Below are 22,744 nucleotides of genomic sequence, written 5' to 3'. Positions count from 1 at the left end.
TTTGTTTTGTAGTTGCTATGCGGGCTCTGCCAATGCCTTCTTCTGCAATTGCTCGGCAGGTTGATTGAGTTGCTCGATGTTTTTATTGAGCAAGGCGACAAACTGCTGGGCCAGTTCGCTCCGCGGACGATCGCGGCGGAAGACGAAACCCAAGGGGCGCGTCAGTGGCTCACCAGCGATTCGAGCCATAGCGAGGGTGCCAAGGGCAATCTCTTCGCGAACCGTCAGTTCGGGGAGCAGGCTCACGCCGGCGCCGTGCTCAATGTCCTTTTTCACATTCTCGATATTGTCAAACTCGTGCGCGATCTCGACTTTCACGCCCTCTTCGCGAAGGCGTCGATCCACGGCCCTTCGCAGGGCGAGCTTCGTGTCAAAGGCGATAAACGGTTCACCAGCGAGTTCGCTCAAATGGATCTCTTCCTTCTCGGACAATGGTGAACTCGGCGGCACGACGGCCACCATCGGTTCTTCGTACCAAATCTCGATATCCAAACTGTCGGTAGCTTTCGGGAAGCTCATCAAGCCAAGTTCGCTCTTGCCGGACTCGACGCACTCGTAGACTTCTTGGGGATTCAGCGTCTTTAGCTTCAGCGAGGCGCGGGGGTTGGCTTCTCGGAACTGTGGCCACAGTTCGTTTAAGTGATGTAAGCCTGCAGAGTAAATCGAAGCAACCACCAAGCTGCGTGCCTTTGCATCACTTAATGTGCGAACCTCCTCTTCGAGGTCCTCGTAATGTTTCACGATCTGTTCGCATCCTTGGTAATAACACTCACCCTCGGGAGTCAGCTCAAACGGTCGCGTTGAGCGATCGAGCAGGGCAACTCCCAAACGTTCTTCAAGCTGCAAGACCATATTGCTGGCGGTCGATTGCGAAATGTCGTTGTCATCGGCAGCTTGCGAAAAGCTGCGACGCTCGACCACATCACAGAAGACTTTCATGTTCTTGATTTGCACGGCTGTCATCTCAAAGGGTGTCGTTGCAGCGTTCCACCGCTACGGACGGTATGCGCGGAATCTCTACTCGGAGTCTCTCAACCAATCGCTAATCGACATACGTTTGCCACTTATGAGCTTGGCAAACGGTCCTGAGACGTCGGATTCGAGCAATCCCTGCTCAGATTAGCATTCTAAATAGAAGAGGCCGCCAGCATCGAAAATCGAAATAATAGGATAGGCGTAGGCTCTTTGAGAGTCAAGCGGGCGACTCAGACCTGTTATTCGGCACCAATAAGACGCAAAGCTGCCAATTTGCACTGTAATGCAGCCAAAATCAGCTACTCGGGCAACTTTTCGAACTCATACTCGTGCCCTCGGTCCCGTAGGACTTCTGCCTTAATGATGCGGTCGGGCTTGGGAGGTTGGCGTTCCTGGGGGTCGCGGCGTTTGAGACTGGCGGCGACTTCCATGCCCTCCATGACACGGCCAAAAACCGTATGCCGTCCATCAAGGAACGACGTCGGCACGAACGTAAGGAAGAATTGCGAGCCCCCCGTGTTGGGCCGTCCTGTGTTGGCCATGCTGAGGCTGCCGCGGAAGTGCTTACGGGCACCCGGTTTGTTGTACTCGCTGCGAATGTTGTAGCCCGGCCCGCCGGTTCCTGTGCCGTCGGGATCACCACCTTGCGCCATGAAGCCTGGCAGGACCCGATGGAAAGTGACTCCGTCGTAGTAGCCTTTCTTCACGAGCGTAATGATATTGGCCACGGCTTGGGGAGCCTCATTCTCGAAAAGCTCGATGACGACTTCGCCTCGATTGGTCGTGAACTTGATTCGTGGCAGGTCATCGGCTTCCGCTTCTTTTTTGCGAATCTCTTGTTCTTTATCCCAGGCACTTTTCAAAGCGGGCATGCGTCCCTCAACATCCTGGGCCATTTGCCAGAGTCGCGTATTCGGGTCACGAGAATTACGGTTAGGCGGCGTGGGGCCAAGGACATCCGCGTCGCGTGCTTTGCCGAAGAGCTCCTCGGCGGCAGCGAATTCGTTGATGTGAAACGCCGCGACTCCGCCCCATATATCAAGATAGGGCCAATCCTTCGCAGCGCCGGCTTCGAGCATCTTCTGGATCAGGCTGTAAGCGCGTTCGTACTGATCGCCGCCGTCGCCGTTGGCGTCGCCAAGCAGATAGAACTGGGCGATCGCGAGGATCGTGCTATTCACCCGCGGGTAAGCAGCCGAGTCGGCGGCGTAGACGGCAACGCCCGCGTCGACGATGTCGTCAATCAGCCCCGCGGCTTCATTGCGGAGCTTGGTCAGATCTTTGTCCAACTGGTCACGCTCAGCACCACGAGCAGACTGACGCTTCTCTTGAACCGCCTGGATTTCGCCGATCTTGGCTTCCCACTTCTTATGCTGAGCATCGAAAGCCTCTTTCGCGGCCTTCGCTTCTGGGGATGGCTCGGGCCCCTTTTCAGAAGACTCGGCAGCGGTCGCTTCTGCAGTAGCTTCTGCCGCGGGCTCCTCGGCAGTAGAAGCCTGCTCTGCCGCTTTTTGAGCTAGGACTCGATTCGCGGAGAACAGAGGTACAGATAGCAATAGCAGCAAGGCGGATAACATCCGTGACATAGACATAGTTCTAGGTTTCCCAAAACGTTGCGTGTTTGTTGAAAGCCAAACGATTGAGCAGTTGCCGACTAGCTTTTGCGATTCATGGCTGGAATACTGCTTTAAGTCGCTTAGTTTATAGCATAGCAAAGCAACAATCATTACGTCACTGGCCCACTTGGAGATCGCCTCTGACGGCACAGTTTCGCAATCGGATTGGGAAGGAAAGAGGTATGTCGACGAGAAAGCGTGGATTCACTTTGGTTGAACTCTTGGTTGTGATCGCAATTATCGGTGTCCTGGTGGGGCTGTTGCTACCAGCAGTGCAAGCCGCCCGAGAAGCCGCTCGGCGGAATTCCTGCACGAACAACCTCAAGCAAATCACCCTCGCCTTAACCAATCACGAATCAATCGCGGGGCACTACCCAGCAAGCTACAAGCTCGACCCAGGGACGGCATTGGTCACAAATAATGGCTCTTGGTCGATTCAAGCACGTTTGCTGCCGTTTCTCGAACAGGGCTCAGCCTTTGCGACGATCAACTTCGATCTCCCCTGGGACGATCCTGAAAATCGCGCCAGCGGGGTGCCGACGCTTCGCGTGCCAACCTACATTTGTCCGAGCGAGGCGAACGACCAGGTCCGCATCAAGAACGGGGAAGAGTTCGTTTACCCACACACGTACGGAGGCAACTTCGGTCGTTGGTTTGTGTTCGACCCACAGGATTCCTCACGTGAAGGGGACGGCATCTTCTACGTGAACGCCGAGGTCCGTGCCGCGCAAGTGACCGACGGGCTGAGCAACACGCTCGCTTTTGCCGAGGTGAAGGCGTTCACACCGTACATCAGAAACACGCCTGATCCAGGGCCAGCCATCCCCGACGAACCCAATCAACTGCCCATGTCGGGGCAAGAGAAGCTGGGACCCGAGGTGAACAACAACACTGGCCATACCGAATGGCCCGACGGACGCGTCCATCACAGCGGATTCACGACCGTGTTCACACCAAATACGTTCGTTCGCTTCGAAAAGGACGGCCTCGTTTACGACATCGACGTGAACTCCCGCAAGGAAGGGGATAACGCCACCGACGCCACTTACGCGGCGATCACCTCACGTAGCTACCATCCTAGCGGAGTGAATGTGTCGCGGCTGGATGGCTCGGTTCAATACGTTAGCGATGATATTGCTATCGAGGTTTGGCGAGCCTTCTCAACCCGGGCGGGTAGCGAAGTGGTGGAATTGCCGCTGTAATGGAGCGGTCCAGTCCTTAGCACGCTAGGCCCGTCATGGCTCGCTCCCGTCCCTCAAAACGATCTGGCAAAGAGCGACCCGACAAAAGTGTTCGCTCAGAGAACGAGCCGGCCGAGCTGCGGATCATCGGCGGGAGTTTCCGTGGGCGGAAGCTGAAGTACCACGGCGATCCGGTTACGCGGCCTATGAAGCACCGGGTCCGTGAAGCGCTTTTTAATCTCGTGAGCGTCGGTTGCGAAGGACGCTATGCGATCGATCTTTTCGCGGGGACAGGTGCGCTCGGGCTGGAGGCCCTTGGTCGCGGGTGCGTCGGCGCGACCTTTATCGAGAAGCATATCCCCTCGGCACGTGTCGTCGAAGAGAACATTGCGTCGCTGGAAGTTGAAGAGCTCGCAAACCTTTGCGTCACGAGCGCCTTCCTCTGGGGGCAGCGAGACTTGCCGATGATCGGAAAGTTGACCGAGGAGCTTCCATCTTCCTCTTTCCCGCTCCCGCCCAAGAGTGTTCCTTGGCTAGTTTTTTGCAGTCCGCCTTATGCGTTCTTTGTGGATCGCCAAGAGGACATGCTCGCGTTGATCAATTCGCTGGTCGAAACGGCACCACCTGAAAGTATCTTTCTCGTGGAAGCGGACGAGCGATTCGACTTCGGCTTGCTTCCCGGTGGCGTCAAAGAGAATCGCAAAGACGAGGGCTGGGACGTGCGGACCTATCCGCCGGCAGTGGTGGGAGTGTGGGAAAAGACCGCTTGAGAATAGTTACTAAATTTTTTGGCCACGGATATCACGGATTAGTTTTCCGAAAGTACTTTGCTTCGACAATCTTCACTAACTCATCTTGTTCGCGAATATCAGGTAATGTGTCCTATGGTCATCCGTGAAATCCGTGCGATCCGTGTCCTAACATTCGCTTTCGTTGGCCTTGTTCTATCCTGTGCCAAGTTGGTCTGTGCCGAGGAGACTTCGATGTTTAACCCGATTTGGCCTGCTGATCATCCGGCGAATCATCAGGAGGAGATCGAACATAAAGAAACGCCCGAGTGGATGACGCGCGTGCAGAACGCACCGGCGATGCGCACTTACTTGCCGGAGGAGGAGAAGGCCAATGGCACTGCGGTGTTAATACTGCCCGGGGGCGGTTACGGAGGGGTTTCACTCAAGAATGAAGGCTACCCAGTGGCTGAGTGGTTTCAGGAGCGAGGCGTTGCGGCGTTTATCTTGAAGTATCGATGTGGTGGAGGGCAGAACCAGCAGCCGGCTCCGCTGGAAGACGCCCAGCGTGCCATGCAGCTTATCGCCGAGTGTGCCCAGGAGCACGGCTATCGGGCCGACCGCATCGGTGTGATTGGCTTCTCCGCAGGAGGGCACTTGGCGTCTTGCGTCTCAACCATGGCTGGCGACGACGATCCCAAAGCGGCCTTTGCGGTACTCGTTTACCCAGTGATTTCGATGGAGTTCCAAACAGCCCACGCCGGTTCGCGAAAGAACCTCCTTGGCAAAGAACCGAGCGACGAGCTCGTTCAGCGCTACACCACATGGAAGCACGTCAACGAGACGACGCCTCCTACGTTGTTGATTCACTCCAGCGACGACAAAGCGGTAACGACCGAACACCCGATTCTGTACTACCAGCAGCTCATCAAGCATAAAGTCCCCGCGGAACTGCACATCTTCGCCCGCGGCGGGCATGGCTATGGCCTAATGCCAGGCGAGCGGAGTTTCCGCAAGTGGCCCGAACTGATGGAACGCTGGTTGAAAGAACGGGCGTTACTCAACGAGCCCAAATAGAAAGCCATCTGCTCTCGTTTTTAATTGAACCACAGAGGGCACGGAGAACACGGAGGAGATAAGTTGTCCAGCGATCCTCCGTGTACTCCGTGCCCTCTGTGGTAAATAACTTCAGGCCACAATTCTTGCAGGCTTTACGATGTCAGTTCTATCACGGCGAGGCTTTTGTCGAGTTACCGGTGCCACGGCTCTAGGGTTTTTTGCACACTCATCTAGCTATGCTCAAGCATCACTCGTGAACGATCGGATTCGTTTAGGGCTCATCGGCTGCGGTGGGCGGATGATGGGCAGCCACGTTCCTGGATTTGCTAAACGGAAAGATTGTGAGATTACTGCCGTTTGCGATGTGGCTGAATCACGACGAGAGAAAGCTGCTAAGAAGGTTCAGGAACTCAGCGGTAAGCGACCTTCAATCTTTAGTAACCTGCGGAGGGTAATCGAGAGTGCGCAAGTTGATGCGGTCGTGATCGCCACGCCCGATCACTGGCACTGCCCCGCGGCGATGCTCGCCTGCCAAGCCGGCAAGGATGTTTACGTCGAGAAGCCTGTCAGTCACAGCGTGGCGGAGGGGCGACAACTGATTGCCGTAGCCGTAGAACACAATCGTGTTGTCCAGGTCGGTGCGCAGAATCGAAGCGGCGAGAGCAACGCCAGCGCGAGAGAATACCTCGCCTCGGGAAAACTCGGCCCGATTGAATTGGTCCGCGTTTACAACCAGGCCGTCGATACCTCGATCGTCAACAAGCCAGACGCTCCCAAGCCTGCCGGATTGGACTGGAACCAATGGCTTGGCCCGGCACCCGAGCGACCCTACAACCCGGGGCGGCACTACGGGTGGCGTTGGTATTGGGACTATGCGGGCGGCGACGTAACCGACGACACGGTCCATCAACTCGACTTGGCTTGCCAACTATTGGAAATCCGCCAGTTACCCAAGACGGTGCGCTCGGTGGGAATCGCTCATCCGGGAAACGACGAGAAAATGGCAGGCACGCTCGCGACACAGTTCGAGTTTGAAGATCTCGTATTGCTCTACAACCAAACCCAAAACACGCCCTACATGGTCAAAAGCGACCAAGGCGTACGCAACGGCGATCTGTTTCCCTATTGGCCGCAGAATGGGACGCGGATCGAGATCTTCGGCGAAGCGGGACTCATGGTTGTCGGACGGCACGGCGGGGGCTGGCAGGTTTTCCAGCGCACAAAGAGCCGTAAACCAGTCGTCACCGCCGAGCAGCATGGCCGTTTTCCCGACGACGCGCACAAAGAAGATTTTCTCGACGCAGTCCGCACGCGTCGAACCCCCAACGGCGATCTCGAATCCGCCCATCGCTCCGCGACGCTCTGCCACTTGGCAAACATCAGCTACCGCGTGGGGAATCAGTTGCTTGAGATTGATCGCGAGCGGGAAACGATCGTTGGGAACGATGCGGCGAATGCTCTCATACAGCCAAACCGAAGAGAGGGTTTCAACTTCGGCAGTTGAAGAGTGGGTCCATCTCTGTCGACATCTTCGAACCGCAAATCTATTTGGCCACGGATTGCACGGATGACACGGATTTTTGGAACAAGAGGAAACGGATAGCGTAGATTGGGCGCTACTTACTGATATCTTGGTCGACTTAAATAGCGAGATATCTTGTGACGACCAAGAGTGGCTGCCCTACACACAATCCGTGCCATCCGTGAAATCAGTGTCCAAAAACCTAACTGTCCGCAGGCGTGCGACCCAACACGATGTCAAAATTTGCCACCAGCTCGCCAACTTTTGAGTCTTTCAGCGGCTTGAAATCGACGAGCACGGAATCGCGTTGTTTTTCGTTTCGAATCCGATTGAACAAGCCGTCTCGCTTGTTCTGCTCGTGACCCTTCACGTACATCTGCGTAGTGAGCAAACGACGGTCGCCACGATTGATTGCGAAATGAATGTGCGGTGTTCGGCCCGGATAAGAAACCGGCTTCACCGTGCGGAAGTAGTACTCGCCCTTTTGGTTCGTAAGGAAGCGACCAAAGCCCTGGAAGTTTTTGTCGCGCTCAGCTCGGCCGCTACTGCCGGTGTGGAGATAGACTCCCTTGCCGTCGACTTGCCAGATTTCGACAACGACGTTGCGCATCGGCTCACCCGTGATGTCTAAGACGCGCCCGCCGAGATGGGTAACTTCGCCCACGGCGGGGGTGAGCTTCTCGTTGACGATTAAAAGGTCGTTGTCCGTATCCAGCGGCAGGTGATCGGGATAGAACGGACCCTCGGTGGAACGAGGGGTTTCGGTCAGAAGTTCGGCGAAAGCGCCAGCCGGCAGTGTCGCAAGACTGGCAGCCGAGAGACTGAGAAACTGACGACGACCTAGAGCTGTCCTGCTTCCACTAATGAATTCGTGCATCGAACGTGCTCCTGCTGAAAACTTCATCAATTAAGATATTCTACACCGGAGAGCCAAGAAAGTGACGCGGCTTTTGTAACGATCTTGTAACGCTACAGAGGCATATCTCGCCACTATTTGCAAACTCTGCCTTCAGCCAAGCTGATCAACTTCTGGGTGATTGCATCGGTGGTCCCTACGAAGTCCGCATCGACTTCTTTCAACGCACTGACGGGCATGCTTTCGAACTCTGCGTCATCGGGGTCTTGAACCATGCAGTAACCGCCCGCTTCATTGATGGCTTTCAGGCCCTCGACCCCATCGCTAAGCATCCCGGTCAGAATCACGCCGACGGCATTCTCGCCGGCACTCTGAGCGGCTGACTTGAAAAGATCGTCGATACGCTCCATCCGAGCCAGATCCGAGATGTCGATTTCTGTACGAAGATGTCGCCCCTCGACCTCAACCGACTCTTCGGGTTTGCCGACGTAGATCGTCGTGCAGACAAGCTTTTCACCTGCGATGGGCTGCTTCACCTTCAGATCGGTATTCTTGGCAAGAATCTCATGCAGCACGTTCGGGCTCTTCGGATCGCGGTGACAGGCAAACAAGACGGTTGCCTGAAAATAGTCTGGCAGTTCCCTGATAATCTTGACGATCTGCTGCAACCCGCCCGCAGAGGCACCGATCACGATGAGAAGGTTCGGGTACTGCGGTTGTGAAGAATCCATCGCGTTCGCATTCTACAAAAAGTGGCTGAACAACGTCTGCCTGCTTCATTGTAGTGGATTGCACGAAGAATAGCGAACACGACACACTCGCGAAGCTCAAATCCGTCGTCGACGAGAGGCACACAGAGCGACGGAAATCAATAAGCACGCCAACGAAGTCGGCTCCGGCACGACGAGGAATCCAATGTCGCGTAGCGACTGCACCGTGAAGGGTGCCAAGAATGGTTCGCCATAGTCGGGATCGAGCGCTCCGGTCATGAGCTCGAGACTCAGGTCACGGCCTAAATTGTCGGTAATGCCAATGCGAGGATCCAGATTGAAAGGATTGTTGGGGTCGAACGTACCCGCTTCGCCAGCACTACGCATCAGTTGGTCCCAGTGAGCGTTCCGTGTGCCCGCCCCGCCGTTAAGTTCCACGGGGATAAAGGTAGCACTGGAATCAAAGTCCCTTCTGTAAGCCCTGAGCCCATGCTCGCCCGTGTACTGCCCGCTGTTGTTCACATACACGCCGTTGGCGATCCAGAGGGTGCCGATGCCCATCGCGTGGCCGATCTCATGGGCGAGCAGTTCGTCGATCACGTTGACGCCCATGAAGTTGGAAAACTGGTCGATGCCATTGAAATCGATGCGCATCGAGCCGCCGGTACTCAACGTGAAGGGACCGCTCGTGGTGTTTCCCGTGCTATTCGCATTGCCCAGCGAACCTCCAAGATTTGCCCCGGTGAGTTGCACGGTAAACGTATCGACCGCACCGCCATGCGTTCCGGTGATCTGGCTTTCCCAAAGATGCTCCGCATCGATGATCGCCTGGTCTAGGATGGCGATTTGGCTGCTGCTAAACGATGAACGATTCGTGATGACGATGTTGAGGTCCCAGTCCGCGCGGGCTTGGCTTGGGCCGTGAACGAACAAAGCGGTGAACAACAAAGCAATTGGGGCAATGAAACGCATCGAATAACTCGAAGATGCGTCGCGAGTGGTACCTTGATCGAGGGCGAACTTCTATTGGTTGCAGCGTGCTACTGACGAGTGCCAGTGAATGCGCATTGAGACTCATGCCGTGGAGGTGAAGAGACCGTCCTAGAACAAGGGCACGAGCGACTCGGGAGATCGAACTTATAAAAACAACTGTTGAAGCTATATTGTAAACGACTTCGGTAATGATTCCAAATCTTTTGCGACGGCTGGGGGACCGGATAATCGGATTGTCGGGATCGACAGGATATCTTGGCTATTTCGAAGTTAACGGCTAAGCGGCGAGCCGCGGTTTTCCCTACTTCTTCCTTTTCACATCGCAAATTCTCCTTGTTCTATGCGTACCCGCCTCGCTCCCTCGCCGACTGGTGCTTTGCACTTAGGGAACGCACGGACCTTTCTCGTCAATTGGGCCTTAGCGCGGCAGCAAGGCTGGGAGATCGTGCTGCGGATTGAGGACCTCGATGGCCCCCGCGTGAAGGAGGGCGCGGCCCAGCAAGCGATCGACGATCTGCGGTGGTTGGGAATCGACTGGGACGAAGGGCCGCTGTACCAGTTGGTCGATCAGTCGCCCTATGAAACGGCCCTCGAACAATTGGCTCAGCAAGGGGTGATTTATCCGTGTCGTTGCACGCGCAAGCAAATCGAAGCGGCTGCGCTCTCGGCACCGCATGGCGACGAACATGAGCTGCGCTATCCTGGCACTTGCCGGTTGGGTAAGCCACGAGCGGCGAGTTGGTTGAAGAACCGCGAGGAGGGAACCGCGTGGCGACTGAGAGTAGAACCTGGTGAGACGCGATTTGAGGACGTCTTCGCAGGCGAGCAAGTGGCTAGTGTTGAACAGAGCGTTGGCGATTTTTTGGTAGCCACGAAACTAGGGCTACCCGCTTATCAGCTCGCCGTGGTCGTTGACGATGCGCGGCAAGGCATCGACCAGATCGTTCGCGGGGATGATTTGCTCCGCTCGACGCATCGTCAGTTGCTCGTGCAAAAGTTCCTGGGGATCACCCCTTCGCCAACGTACACCCACTTGCCGTTGGTGATTGGTGAGGATGGTCGCCGGTTGGCAAAGCGACATGGCGACACCCGCATCGATCACTATCGGCAAGCCGGTGTACGGCCGGAACGGGTTGTTGGCTTGCTCGGCGAGTGGTGCGGCTTGGCCGAGCGAAGCGAGATGACGGCAACCGAGTTCGCTGAGGACTTCCGACTCGAAAACCTGCCCAGTGAGCCAGCTGTGTTCACCAGCGAAGATGATCAATGGCTGGTGGGATAGGCAGGCGCACCCAGCGTTGCGTCGCCTCAGCTTCAAGGTTTCAGGCCGTGATCACCCCTTCGCGGATCGCCCAACGTGTTAGCTGCGGCCCTTTGCTCACCTGCACCTTTCGCATCAAACGCGTTTTATGGTTGTCCACAGTACTCGCTGAGATACCTAGCCGCTCGGCGCATTGACGCACGGTGAATCCCTGGGCAAGGAACTCCGCGATCTGCAGTTCGCGGGCCGACAGCATCCCGGCGGCAGGGCAATGGGGTCCGTCGCGAAACGCATAGCCTTGGGGGGTTTGCCAAAGTTGGGACTCAAGCTCAGGGTCGAAGACGCGTTGCCGATTGTGTTGCATCTGCTTCAACGCTGCTATTAAAACTTGAGGGCCAGAGGTGCGCGTCAGATAGCTGACATGTGAAACGCTTAGGATTTTCGCGACGAGACCGATGTGAAGACGATCATCCAGTAGCAGCACGTGATCAAAATGGTTGGTCGCGGCGAGACTCGTAAACTTCTCGTAAGTTTCGCTTCCGACCTTGGGGTCGATCAACACAACACGAGGGCGCAATCGCTGACAACGGGCGAGGGCGAAATCGGCATCGGTTGTTGCCTCGATTTCGTAGCCGACCGCTTGCTCGGTGAGCCAACCCTGCAAGGCTGCGCAATCGATGCCGTTGGCTAGAAGCATGACGAGTCGTTGCTGGCTTTCCGTGTTGCTCATCGGCGCAGGGATCTTTTTCAACTTGTGCCGCGCATGCTCAGCCAATGCGGTGCAGGAAACCAAAAGCGAAGACGTTCCGGCTGATACGCTGAGAGTCGTTCTAGTGCTTGAAATCGAGCAACTGCAATATCGTCTTGAGAGACGCCAGACTGCATCGCTGGGGATGGAACGAGGTAAGAAGACCGCTCAAATCTGGGTAAATCCCCTACGAGAGAACGCAGGTTCTACGAAATCGCTCATTCGAGCAGTGCCAGACTCTTGTCAGTAGAAAAGCGCCAAGTGATTGCTTAACTAATCAGCCGAACATCAATAGTGCGGCGGGCGTTCGTGGGGGAGGTCCTCGCCCAGCGAATCGCTAAGCCGTTGCACCTGCTCGCGGCTAGCGGTTAGCTCTCTTCGCAACTTCTCAAGCTCGGTTTGTTGTTCGAGCACCACTGAGTTCAGTTGCTCGTAATTCTGCTCAAGGAAGGCCAAACGTTCTTCGAGCTTCGTCAGGCGGGCTTGTGCGTCGTTTTCTGACATGTCGAATTCGCTACTGATATTGCTAGACGGTGGATTTAACTGGACTGTGGACGCGAAAGCCTGATAATAACAGCTTCCTAAGGAAAAATCTGTGATCGCGCGAAGCGAAGTTTTGCCGAGAAATTAAACAAGGAGTCATCATGGCCCCCCAAACTCCAGAAACCCAAACGCCAGAAGAATTGACCCAGAAGAAATGTCTTCCTTGTGAAGGAGGCGTACGGCCCTACACCCTTGAAGAGTCGCAAGCCCAGCTCGAAAGCCTGCCCGGATGGGAGCTCACACACGAGGGCCAGCGAATTCGCAAGAAATGGACGGTCAAGAACTTCATGGCCGGAATGGACTTCTTCAACAAGTGTGCCGAGGTCGCTGAAGCGGACGCACATCACCCGGATCTTCACATTGAGGGATATCGCAACGCATCGGTCGAATTATGGACCCACGCGATCGGTGGACTCAGCGAGAATGATTTTATTCTCGCTGCCAAGATTGATCAGTTGCCGATTGAAGTTCAGTAAGGACATTCAGTAAATACTTTGTTGGCTAAGCCGCGATCGGAAGATATGCACCCCACCGAGCCCTTTTCTTGCCTGATGGTACGAAGCGTTGAGGGGGAGGTGCGCTGCGAGTTAGAAACGATTTCCGCAGACGAGCTGCCACCAGGTGACGTGCTGATTCGGGTTGAGTATTCGTCGCTCAATTACAAAGACGCACTTGCTTCGCGGGCCTCGAAAGGTATTGTCAAACAGTTGCCGCATGTTCCCGGCATCGACTGTGCCGGCGTTGTCGTCGCGAACGACCAGCCCGATTATTCCGAAGGCGACCGTGTGCTGGTCACCGGCTACGGACTTGGCGGGTCGCACTGGGGGGGCTTCAGCGAATACGTGAAAGTACCCAGCGAGTGGGTCGTCCCCTTGCCACCCACGCTGAGCACGCGCGAAGCGATGATCTACGGCACCGCCGGTTTCACTGCCGCCCAGGCAGTTTCCGCGTTGGTCTTGCATGGAGTGAAACCTTCGGATGGTGAGATCGTTGTCACGGGAGCGAGCGGGGGCGTTGGTTCGCTATCGATCGGGCTGTTGGCAAAGCTCGGCTACGAAGTCACGGCAATCTCAGGCAAGCCGGAGCTCCATGACGATCTGCTGAAACTGGGAGCTCGATGTGTCCTAGGACGCGAAGCCGTCCAAGACGATTCAAAGGGGCCGCTGCTTAGTGCTCAATGGGCGGGAGCGATCGACACCGTTGGCGGCGATCCCCTCACGACGATTCTCCGCAGCACCCAGCATCGCGGTTGCGTTGCCGCTTGCGGATTAGTGGCGGGCGACCAACTGCCGCTGACCGTCTATCCCTTTATCCTACGTGGGGTGACGCTCGCGGGAATTGATTCCGCCAAGTGTCCGCGTGATTCGCGGCTGAATATCTGGAAGAAGCTTTCTAACGAGTGGAAGCTCGATTCGCTTGAGGAGCTCGCGCGGGCCGTGCCATTGTCAGAATTGCCTGCTGAGATCGAGGAAATGCTCGCAGGGAATGCTCGCGGACGCGTTGTGGTGAATTTACAATAAAGCCACTCAACTTTTGTAACCACGACGAACGTGGCGATTAGTTTCGCTCAAAAAACCCTCCCTCTGGGAGGGTCGACGTCTCAGCGTCGGGGAGGGGAACGCATCGATCAGAGCACATTCAACCTCCTCAATGAAGCCATCCTTGCTCAACTTCTACCCTCCCCGGCCTGTATTTATTTTGCTTATTGGAGCCGACCCTCCCAGAGGGAGGGTTTTATCGAAACTCATAAAATGCCAGAAAAATTTGCGCGACTCAGTACGGCGGACAGTACCCGATGCTCTGCCAGAGAACCGAAAAGCATGCGTTGTGATCGTCGTGTCGTCGTGGTTCTCTTCACCCTTAGCGCGTGCTCGCTTCTTCTGAGCGGACAGCTCTTCGCACAGGACCGATCGGTCGATACGAAAACGCTGGCCCTTGCAGACCGACTCGTGCCGCGTGTCACAATCCATCGCGATGAGTATGGTGTCCCGCATGTTTTCGGCGAGGATAATGAAAGCACCATTTTTGGTTTCGGATACGCTCAAGCGGAAGACTTCTTCTGGCAGGTTGAAGACTCCTACCTACTCGGTTGCGGTCGCTACAGCGAAGCTCATGGACCGCGTGGACTTAACTCGGACCTGTTAAATCATGCCTTTGAGATCGCCGCTCGAAGCGAGCGCGACTTTGCGGCGCTCGACGGACAAACCAAGCGGCTGCTTACCGCCTTCGTCGGGGGAATCAATCACTACTTGGCAAAACATCCTGAGGTGCAACCTCGCCTCCTCAAGCGGTTCGAACCTTGGCATGTCCTGGCACATCACCGGCACATGGCGCTTGAGCTGTGCTTCAGGTTCACTGGGCTAAGTGACGAATACCTGCCACGCCGGAACCCTCACATTTGGACCGCTACTGGGAGCAACGGCTGGGCGATCAACGGTGAACGCACCGCCACAGGCAAGCCCATGCTGCTCGCAGCACCACACATGCCCTGGCACGGCTTTGCGCAATTGGCTGAATCTCACCTGTACAGCAAAGGAGGCACCGCAGGACAAGCCTGGAATTTTATCGGCGCTCACTTCTACGGGAGCCCTGTACTCGCCCTAGGGCATAACCGTCGCCTTGGCTGGACGCTCGTGAGCAACCAGCCCGACATCGCCGATGTCTGGCGCGTCGAGTTCAGCAACGAAGAGAAACCGCTTGAATATCTCTATAACGGAAAACCACGGACCGCCACCGAGTGGACGGACAACGTGCGCGTTAGAAAATCGCGGGGTTGGGAAGATCGCCAGTTCACCTTTCGTAAGACGCATCACGGGCCGATCGTCGAACAAGACGGAAATGATTATCTCGCAGCACAGATCTCAGGACTGTATGAAACGATCCCCATGCGGCAAAGCCTGCAGATGATGCGCGCCGAAAACTTGGCGGAGTTTCGGACGGCGCTCTCGCCGATGCAGATTCTCTACATGAACGTCATCTACGCGGATTGTGATGGCAACATCATGGCGTTGTACAACGGGCGAGTGCCACGGCGAAATCCGGAGTTCGATTGGTCCGCCCCCGTTGATGGTTCCGACCCGGCGCAAGAGTGGCTGGGAGTTCACACCTTGGAAGAGCTGCCCACGGTTCTCAATCCCAAAGCAGGCTTTGTGCAGAACTGCAACTCGTCTCCCTTGATCACGACCGACGGAGAAAACCCGACGCTCGAAGACTTTCCGTCGTATATGATTCGCGACGCGAAGATTGAGAACCGTCGGGCGCTGCGTTCGCGTGAAATCCTTCGCGGCATGCGGGGAGCTACTTTTAGCCAGTGGCAAAATGCGGCCTTCGACACCGAGGTCCACTGGGCAAAACACGAGCTGCCCAAATACGCGGAACAGCTCGAAGAACTTCAACAAACAGATGCCGAATCGGCCCTTAAAGTGCAACCTTACTTGTTGCACCTGTTGGCATGGGACGCACGGATCACACACGATTCGACTGCCGCCACGCTATGCCATCACTGGTACGAAGAGCTCTATGGGCGTGGCTATCCGGGGGAAGCCTTGCGGGAGAAGTATCAGGACGACCCTGAAGCTCAACTGCTAGCGCTTGTTCGTGCAGCGGATCGCCTACAAGCGATGCATGGCACCTGGCAGATTCCTTACGGCGAGCTGTATCGCTCACAACGAGAATCCCACGTGGCAGACCTCGTCGATGCGCGGTTCGACGACAAAGCACCGAGCCTACCATGCCTCGGTGGTCATGGACCGATGGGCGTTGCGCTGACGCAGTATTTTACGCCGAGCGTTGAAATCCCGCTGGTCATCTCCCAGCAGCGTCGCTACTCGCTTGTCGGCAGTTCTTACTTGGCGGCTTATGATTTTTCCCAAGAACCCGTTCGTGGTGCGAGCGTTGTCCCATTCGGAACAAGCGGAAAAGCAAGTTCACAGCACTTTTTTGACCAAGCGAAACTGCTGGCAGAGCAACGCATGAAGCCAGAACGGTTCACGCCAGCAGAGGTGAAGAAGTATGCCGTGCGGAGTTATCACCCGGGGGAGTGAACCGTGACTGGGGCATCCTGCCCCAGATCAATCAGAGTTGAGTTCTATGCAAGTGGCGATACTGGGGCTGGAAGCCCCAGCCACCTGGCACAAAGAATAGCGGTTGTCGTCGTTCCAGAAAATAGGCGACAATGAGCGAATCGCCGCTCCAACAAACCTCCTCTGACCCGCCCCTTACGATCATGCCTAAGTACGTCGTCCGCCATGGAGTGATGCGTCAGCTTGGCGTGTTTGGCGTGCGGGGGAGCGATTCTTACAGTCGTGGTGCTCAAGTGATTGCCCGTACGCACCGTGGCTTGGAGGTGGGCGAGGTGCTCTGCGAAGCGAGCGACCATGTTGTTTCGCAGATGAAAGAACCCAAGCACGGGCAGATTCTTCATTTACAGTCCGACGAAGATCTTGGCGAGATTCGACGCCTGCATGAGCAGGAGCAGAGCGAGCATGAGGTGTGCCGCAAACATATCGAGGAGCTGGGCTTGGAAATGCAGCTTATCGATGTCGAGCATCTGTATGGCGGCGAACGGGTTGTGGTTTACTACCTGTCCGAAAATCGTGTCGATTTTCGCCAGCTTGTGAAAACGCTCGCCAAAGAATTCCAGACACGGATCGAAATGCGGCAAATTGGCGTGCGGGACGAGGCAAAGCTACTGGCCGATTACGGCGATTGCGGCAAGCCTGTCTGCTGTAATAACCATCTTTCTGAGATGCCGCCCGTCTCGATGCGGATGGCCAAGCTTCAGAAGGCAACTCTAGACCCCAGCAAGATTTCCGGCCGTTGCGGTCGCCTCAAGTGCTGCCTGAGGTATGAGTACGACACGTACCAAGAGTTGCAAAAAGACTTGCCGCCTACGGGATCGGAGATTATTACGAATAATGGAAAAGCCAAAGTGCTAGCGCAGGAAATCCTGAGCGGACAAATATTGGTGCAGTGTGAGGATATGCGGCGTATAACGATTGACGCCTCTGAGGTTCTCACGATCGTAAAACGCGGCACCGGATCGAAAAAGTCGAAAGAAAAACCCGTCGAAAAGCGTACCGAAGCTCGTGATTCCGAGATAGAATCTAAGCAGACGTCGGACAAGGAAGCGACGGATAACGAAACGACTGGCAGCAAACCAGATACTGACGAGAAGACAGAGTCGAGTTAAATACTTTGTGATTTTCTTAGGTTATCATCCAAGCAGCGAAAATACGGCAGCGTCTGAAAGCTTATTCCTTTTGATTCGCATTGCCAGTTAAGCTGCTTGCTTTCATTGTTTGAGAACTCCCATGGTCAACCCCGATCATCCTCTTGCCGAGCTGCTCGCCAAAGACCGGCGGTATAAATTCGAAGCCTATCTGTTCGTCTTCGAAGCCCTCAAGTTCGCCCATGAAGAACTTGGCATGGGCGGCACAATGGATCACGAGGATGAGGAAGACGACGCCAATCGTCATCTTACTGGCCAGCAGCTTTGCGAAGCCATTCGTGAGTTCGCCCATCAGGAGTTCGGCTACCTTGCCCAAGAAGTGCTCCGGCACTGGGGCGTCACTACGACCGGTGACTTTGGCGAGATCGTTTTCAACTTGATCGAGATCAAGGAAATGCGCAAAACGCCTGATGATCGGCGTGAAGACTTCGACGATGTGTACGATTTCGATGAAGCCTTTAGTCGCAGCTTCCAATTCTCTCCTGCCGACGCCATCGAGAAGCCGCGATCTTGATGGGAAACCGGTGGTGATGGCTGAGCCGAAGACTCAAGATGACAAGGATCGCGATAAGCCGTCTCGCTCACTCTTACAACTTGTCCTCTCGGCCTGCCTAGTGATGGCTTGGCTAGTGTTTCTCGCCTGGGTCGCTTACGCCTAGGCAGCGTGCGTCAGCCGTACCACAAGGTTGACTTCCCACGACTCGTCAATTCCAATAATCGACTAATTCAGTTCTTTCCAAATCCAGAGTCAGCCTTGCTATGAAAGTTGTGCCTTTAGGGGACAAGTTGGTCATCCGCCGCGAATCCGCTGAGGAAACTACTGCCGGAGGAATCGTGTTGCCCGACAGTGCGAAGGAGACTCCCCAACAGGGACGTGTCCTCGCCGTCGGCGATGGCACGTTGCTACCAGATGGCACCCGCGCGGCTCATGAAGTTCAGGAAGGCGATCGCGTGATCTTCGGCAGCTATGGCGGCACGGAAGTGTCCATCGATGACGAGGAACTTCTGATTCTGCGTGCGGACGAAGTGCTGGCGATCTTGCGGTAGAAGCTGCGAGACCGCGTTGAGCAGCCAAGCTCGCGTGACAATTCAATGCATGTTTTCTGCTGCCAATGCGATAATACCCAGTGCGATATTGCCTAGTGCAATAATGCATGACTGCCCACCTCAGCCCCCTCCCAAGGAAACTGCCATGATCCGTAGCAAAAGCTTCCTTCGCCTTACCCTGATCGCTCTGGCAACCGTTCTCGTCAAACCGGCCCAAGCTGAAGTCGTCGCCGAAGTCGTTATCGATGCTCCGCGGCCTGCCGCGGCAAAGGATTCGAAGCAGGCTCTTGAGAAGTCGGTGCAGCGGGGCATTGCTTACCTCACCAAGACCCAGGCCGAAGACGGTTCGTGGAGCAGCAAGACCGGCATCGGCATCACCGCACTCAACACGGCAGCACTTCTGTCGCAGGGAGTGAAAGTTGATGAGCCGGTGATCGCCAAAGCGCTCAAACACTTAGAAGCAAACATCCGCGACGACGGCGGTATCTACTCCGACGGTTCTCGCTACCGCAACTACGAAACCTGCCTTGCGATCATGGCTCTGCTACGTGCTAACGACGGTAAGGAGGGCGGCAAGTACGACGCCGCCATTGCGAAGGCTGAGAAGTTCGTCAAAGGCATTCAGTGGGACGAAGAGGAAGGTTACGACCGAACCCATGTCGGCTACGGTGGGGCGGGCTACGGTAAGCACAATCGGCCCGATCTGTCGAACACAGCGTTCCTGATGGAAACCCTCAAGGAACTCGGCACCGACGCGAACGATCCGGCGATGTACCGTGCGCTAGCCTTCGTCTCGCGAACGCAAAACCTCCCCAGCGAACACAATCAGGCGGAAGCCCCCAAGAAAAACCCTGACGGTGGTTTCTATTACACGCCCATCGCCGGCGGCTCAAGCCAAGCGGGCGAAACGGAAAACGGCGGGCTCCGCAGCTACGGCTCGATGACCTACGCCGGCCTCAAGAGCATGATCTACGCAGGCGTTGATCGGAACGATCCCCGCGTGAAAGCAGCCTTCGAGTGGATCAGCAAGTACTACTCGCTCCAAGAGAACCCTGGCCTCGGGACTTCGGGCCTCTACTACTACTTCCACACCTTCGCCAAGGCGCTCGACGCCATCGGCGAAGAGACCCTCACCGACGCCGATGGCACGAAGCACAACTGGCGCGAGGAACTGGCGACAACCCTCATCAACCGCCAACGCCCCGACGGCAGTTGGGCCAACGACAACCAGCGCTGGCTGGAAGCGGATGCGAATCTCTCGACGGGGTATGCGCTGATGGCGTTGAGTTATTGCAAGAAGTAGCTCTGTCGCTTCGCTGATTCTACTAGCCCGCGAGCTACGCCTCGCGGGCTATTCAGCTTTTTATCAAGGGTGCACTGCTAGCACCCCCGCGCGATTGCTCTTCACCCAGCCCATCGCATTTAGTACCAAACGTCCGATTGCCGCGAAGGATCGTGGCTTAGGAACAGATTCTGTACACCGATCAATAGACCCAGAGACGCCAAGGAACGGTTTCGATGGACGAAAAAACGCTAGGAAGCCACACGCTGGATACCCTGACCCTTGGCAACCAACGCCGATTGGCGAAACGGCTCGCGCCTTGGGCTTTGTCCCTAGGGCTGTTCGCAGCCGGTGGCTGGAGCGTCTACAAAGTGGCAACACCCGTTGATTCTGGTGACCAGGCGGCTGTGAGTGATGAGTCCTCTGAGCTTCGCAGTGCTCAGCTTGAGCAGTTGTTTGGTGGTGACAAACAAAACGAAGTAGGCACCGAAGTCGCAGCTCCGGCAACGCGCTACGGCAGCGATCGCTATGCGGCGCCGGCTTTACCCCCGCGAGTTGAAGCCCCTGAGTTGGCTGATAATTCCGACGACGCAGAGCCGGTGAATCCCTTTGAGAGTGCGCCTACGGCTAAGCCGCAAGCGGCGATGGAAAACGATCGCTATGCTTCGCATTCCGTTGAAACTGCCTCCTACGAGGATGCTTCCGACGAAGAGATCACGCGTGGCCAGAATCCTGATGCTGGTAACCCGTTGCGTGCTGCTCAGCAGGTAGATCTCGCAGCAGCCGAAGAGTCGCGTGCTGCGTTTCGTGATGACTACGTTGAGCAAGCTCCCGCTCAGCCTTTGAAGGTTGCTGCACGCCCGCGAGAAACCAACGTCGAGAGTGCTCTGCCAGCTGCAAAACCACTAGGTGGCTCGCGGTATGGTGGCGGGCAAGCCGCGCCGATTCCTGTGGGGGCGTCTCCCACGGTTGCTGAGCCGAGCGTGCCTGATTTTCGTTCGGCGAGTGCGACGCCGAGAGCAGAAACCGCTCCTGCCATGCCTGCTATGCCCGCCGAGCAACCGGCCTACTTAAGAAACCCAGCCCAAGGTAACGCAGCACAAGCAGTTCAGTCGCAAGCGCCGACGAATGACTTGCGAGAGGCTCCACTACGCGAAACCCAATCGCTGGATGCCTCGACTTATTCCTACGGGAATGATTCGTACCAGAACCGACAAACCGACGCGCCTCAGAGACCAACTCCATCACAACCACTCGACACGGCCTTTGCTTCGCGTCGCACCGCGGATTCTCGTGCGGTGACGCCAACGCCTGGCATTAACAACACTCCCGGCACAGGTCGCCCGGGCGAAGGTGGTCTCGAAGGTGCCCAAAGTCCTTCGATTGCCATTCAAAAGCTCGCGCCGGAAGAGATTCAAGTTGGCAAGAAGTGCACGTTTGCCATTCGCATCAAGAACATCGGCCAACGGGCTGCTCAAAGCGTCGTGATCAACGATGAAGTTCCGCTGGGAACCAAGCTCGTTGGCACCTCACCACGGGCGAACGTCTCTGCCTCGCAAGTGAAGTGGGACCTGGGCACACTCTCGGTTGGCGAAGAACGCATCGTTGAGATGGAACTCATGCCTACTGACGAAGGCGAGCTCGGAAGCGTCGCGACGGTGACCTTCGCGGCGCAAGCCTCTGCGAAAGCGCGTTCGACGCGTCCAGAGCTAGCCCTCCGCATGAACACAAAGCCACGCGTCATGGCGGGCAACAGACATCTCGTGCAAATCGAAGTCAGCAACCCTGGTACCGGCGACGCGACGGGCGTCATGCTGTTTGAAACTTTGCCGCAGGGCGTTTCTCACGAAGCGGGGACCGCTCTTGAATTCGAGGTCGGCACCCTCCGTGCTGGTGAGTCGAGAAAGCTCGACCTTGTCCTCAATGCCGAGCAAGCGGGCATTATCGAAAACGTGATGACCGCCCGTGCCGATGCGAATCTCGAAGTGACTTCGAGTTGCGAGTTCGAAATTATCGCCCCCGATCTCAAACTGAGCGTCGATGGGCCGAAGCGTAAGTATCTGGAACGTCCGGCAACGTTCACCGTCATCGTTGACAACCCGGGAACGGCGTCAGCCAAGGATGTCGAGCTGGTCACACAACTCCCCAAAGGCTTACAGTTTGTGAGTGCAAACAACATGGGAGAGTACGATTCAGCCACCCACAGTGTCTACTGGAGCCTTGCTGAGCTTCCCGCCAACGAACGCGGAAGCGTTGAGTTGACGGCACTTCCTGTCGAAGCAGGTGCCCACACGGTTAAAGCCGCGACGCGTTCGCAGCAAGGCTTGGAAGATCGTGCCGAGCGTCAGCTTCAGGTCGAAGGCTTGGCTGCCTTGAAGTTTGAGGTGGTCGATTCGGTCGATCCGGTCGAAATCGGCAGCGAGACGACCTACGAAATCCGCGTGATGAACCAGGGCAGCAAAGCAGCCGCCAACGTGCAAATCGTGGCGACGCTTCCAGAAGGAATGCGAGCGATCGACGCCCGCGGCGAAACCCGCCATGCGATTCAAGGCAACCGCGTCGTCTTTACGCCGCTCGCGCAGCTCACCCCCAAAGCGGAGAGCGTCTATCGCATCCAAGTCCAAGGTGTCCGCCCAGGCGACCAACGCGTGAAGGTGCAAATCACCACGGATGAGATCCAGCAGCCGATCACCAAAGAAGAGAGCACCCGCGTCTATGCGGACCAGTGATGCAGGCGCGTCACGGGGCAATGTCTGTTCTAGTCGTGGCCGTGGTTTCTTGCCACGGATTGCACGGATGACACGGATTTATTCTTGATGGTTTCGGTCCAGGTGTCAGGCCGTGCGGCAAGCATGGAGTCTGAATTCGATCTCATCTTATGAATTTTCTGCCAAGCCTCACAATCCGTCTCATCCGTGCAATCCGTGGCCCAAACTGACTTTCGCGACTCTCACGGATCGTGTCCCTGGAATTGGAGTTCAGGCAGTTTTTGTTAG

21 protein-coding genes are annotated in these 22,744 nt (G+C 56.2%); 14 read left to right on the top strand and 7 right to left on the bottom strand.

Annotated elements, in window-relative coordinates:
• Window positions 1-15: 15 nt before the first annotated feature.
• Both RIB44_17590 and RIB44_17585 read right to left on the bottom strand, forming a co-directional pair.
• Complete coding sequence (locus RIB44_17590) at window positions 16-954, bottom strand: LysR family transcriptional regulator (GenBank protein ID MEQ8618387.1); 939 nt, start codon at window positions 952-954, stop codon at window positions 16-18.
• Between the two features lie 320 nt (window positions 955-1,274).
• The gene (locus RIB44_17585) at window positions 1,275-2,567 is read right to left on the bottom strand and encodes a peptidylprolyl isomerase (protein MEQ8618386.1); all 1,293 of its coding nucleotides are present in this window, start codon (window positions 2,565-2,567) and stop codon (window positions 1,275-1,277) included.
• A 206-nt stretch (window positions 2,568-2,773) separates the two neighbouring features.
• Between RIB44_17585 and RIB44_17580 the strand changes: the two genes are divergently transcribed.
• The 4 genes from RIB44_17580 to RIB44_17565 all read left to right on the top strand — a co-directional run bounded on the left by RIB44_17580 (window position 2,774) and on the right by RIB44_17565 (window position 7,063).
• Complete coding sequence (locus tag RIB44_17580; GenBank protein ID MEQ8618385.1) at window positions 2,774-3,793, top strand: DUF1559 domain-containing protein; 1,020 nt, start codon at window positions 2,774-2,776, stop codon at window positions 3,791-3,793.
• 35 nt (window positions 3,794-3,828) lie between these two features.
• Window positions 3,829-4,542, top strand: a complete 714-nt coding sequence (locus RIB44_17575; protein MEQ8618384.1) for an RsmD family RNA methyltransferase — start codon at window positions 3,829-3,831, stop codon at window positions 4,540-4,542.
• 213 nt (window positions 4,543-4,755) lie between these two features.
• Window positions 4,756-5,577 (top strand): alpha/beta hydrolase, encoded by an 822-nt coding sequence (locus tag RIB44_17570; GenBank protein ID MEQ8618383.1) that lies wholly within the window; start codon window positions 4,756-4,758, stop codon window positions 5,575-5,577.
• Window positions 5,578-5,812: 235 nt separating this feature from the next.
• Window positions 5,813-7,063, top strand: coding sequence for a Gfo/Idh/MocA family oxidoreductase (locus RIB44_17565; GenBank protein MEQ8618382.1), 1,251 nt, complete (start codon window positions 5,813-5,815; stop codon window positions 7,061-7,063).
• Between the two features lie 220 nt (window positions 7,064-7,283).
• On the opposite strand, the gene RIB44_17560 is transcribed toward RIB44_17565, so the two are convergent.
• The 3 genes from RIB44_17560 to RIB44_17550 all read right to left on the bottom strand — a co-directional run bounded on the left by RIB44_17560 (window position 7,284) and on the right by RIB44_17550 (window position 9,619).
• Window positions 7,284-7,958 carry a protocatechuate 3,4-dioxygenase gene (locus RIB44_17560; protein ID MEQ8618381.1) on the bottom strand — a complete coding sequence of 225 codons (675 nt, stop codon included), beginning with the start codon at window positions 7,956-7,958 and terminating at the stop codon, window positions 7,284-7,286.
• Between the two features lie 113 nt (window positions 7,959-8,071).
• Window positions 8,072-8,668 carry a chemotaxis protein CheB gene (locus RIB44_17555; protein ID MEQ8618380.1) on the bottom strand — a complete coding sequence of 199 codons (597 nt, stop codon included), beginning with the start codon at window positions 8,666-8,668 and terminating at the stop codon, window positions 8,072-8,074.
• A gap of 96 nt (window positions 8,669-8,764) precedes the next feature.
• Complete coding sequence (locus RIB44_17550; protein MEQ8618379.1) at window positions 8,765-9,619, bottom strand: PEP-CTERM sorting domain-containing protein; 855 nt, start codon at window positions 9,617-9,619, stop codon at window positions 8,765-8,767.
• A gap of 361 nt (window positions 9,620-9,980) precedes the next feature.
• On the opposite strand from RIB44_17550, the gene gluQRS reads away from it, so the two are divergent.
• The gene (gene gluQRS / locus RIB44_17545) at window positions 9,981-10,919 is read left to right on the top strand and encodes a tRNA glutamyl-Q(34) synthetase GluQRS (GenBank protein ID MEQ8618378.1); all 939 of its coding nucleotides are present in this window, start codon (window positions 9,981-9,983) and stop codon (window positions 10,917-10,919) included.
• 40 nt (window positions 10,920-10,959) lie between these two features.
• On the opposite strand, the gene RIB44_17540 is transcribed toward gluQRS, so the two are convergent.
• Both RIB44_17540 and RIB44_17535 read right to left on the bottom strand, forming a co-directional pair.
• A complete protein-coding gene (locus RIB44_17540) occupies window positions 10,960-11,628 on the bottom strand; it encodes a response regulator transcription factor (protein ID MEQ8618377.1) in 669 nt (222 codons plus the stop codon).
• 306 nt (window positions 11,629-11,934) lie between these two features.
• On the bottom strand, window positions 11,935-12,150 hold the full coding sequence (locus tag RIB44_17535) for a SlyX family protein (protein MEQ8618376.1): 216 nt from the start codon (window positions 12,148-12,150) through the stop codon (window positions 11,935-11,937).
• 140 nt (window positions 12,151-12,290) lie between these two features.
• Here RIB44_17535 and RIB44_17530 point away from each other — a divergent pair, with 140 nt between their 5' ends.
• From RIB44_17530 to RIB44_17490, 9 genes are all read left to right on the top strand, one after another.
• Window positions 12,291-12,665 (top strand): 4a-hydroxytetrahydrobiopterin dehydratase, encoded by a 375-nt coding sequence (locus tag RIB44_17530; GenBank protein MEQ8618375.1) that lies wholly within the window; start codon window positions 12,291-12,293, stop codon window positions 12,663-12,665.
• Window positions 12,666-12,710: 45 nt separating this feature from the next.
• Complete coding sequence (locus tag RIB44_17525; GenBank protein MEQ8618374.1) at window positions 12,711-13,709, top strand: YhdH/YhfP family quinone oxidoreductase; 999 nt, start codon at window positions 12,711-12,713, stop codon at window positions 13,707-13,709.
• Between the two features lie 300 nt (window positions 13,710-14,009).
• Window positions 14,010-16,232 carry a penicillin acylase family protein gene (locus tag RIB44_17520; protein ID MEQ8618373.1) on the top strand — a complete coding sequence of 741 codons (2,223 nt, stop codon included), beginning with the start codon at window positions 14,010-14,012 and terminating at the stop codon, window positions 16,230-16,232.
• A 131-nt stretch (window positions 16,233-16,363) separates the two neighbouring features.
• Window positions 16,364-17,380 carry a regulatory iron-sulfur-containing complex subunit RicT gene (ricT, locus tag RIB44_17515; protein MEQ8618372.1) on the top strand — a complete coding sequence of 339 codons (1,017 nt, stop codon included), beginning with the start codon at window positions 16,364-16,366 and terminating at the stop codon, window positions 17,378-17,380.
• Between the two features lie 121 nt (window positions 17,381-17,501).
• Window positions 17,502-17,933 (top strand): hypothetical protein, encoded by a 432-nt coding sequence (locus tag RIB44_17510; protein MEQ8618371.1) that lies wholly within the window; start codon window positions 17,502-17,504, stop codon window positions 17,931-17,933.
• A 16-nt stretch (window positions 17,934-17,949) separates the two neighbouring features.
• Window positions 17,950-18,078: a hypothetical protein gene (locus RIB44_17505; protein ID MEQ8618370.1), complete on the top strand. Its 129-nt coding sequence runs from the start codon at window positions 17,950-17,952 to the stop codon at window positions 18,076-18,078.
• Window positions 18,079-18,178: 100 nt separating this feature from the next.
• Window positions 18,179-18,466, top strand: coding sequence for a co-chaperone GroES (locus tag RIB44_17500; protein MEQ8618369.1), 288 nt, complete (start codon window positions 18,179-18,181; stop codon window positions 18,464-18,466).
• A gap of 145 nt (window positions 18,467-18,611) precedes the next feature.
• Window positions 18,612-19,769 (top strand): terpene cyclase/mutase family protein, encoded by a 1,158-nt coding sequence (locus tag RIB44_17495; GenBank protein MEQ8618368.1) that lies wholly within the window; start codon window positions 18,612-18,614, stop codon window positions 19,767-19,769.
• 215 nt (window positions 19,770-19,984) lie between these two features.
• Window positions 19,985-22,477: a hypothetical protein gene (locus RIB44_17490; protein MEQ8618367.1), complete on the top strand. Its 2,493-nt coding sequence runs from the start codon at window positions 19,985-19,987 to the stop codon at window positions 22,475-22,477.
• Window positions 22,478-22,744 lie beyond the last annotated feature (267 nt).

Source organism: Lacipirellulaceae bacterium, from assembly GCA_040218535.1.
Classification (GTDB): Bacteria; Planctomycetota; Planctomycetia; order Pirellulales; family Lacipirellulaceae; genus Adhaeretor.
The sequence above is the reverse complement of the archived record's forward strand: the minus strand, read 5'-3'. Positions and strand labels throughout refer to the sequence as shown.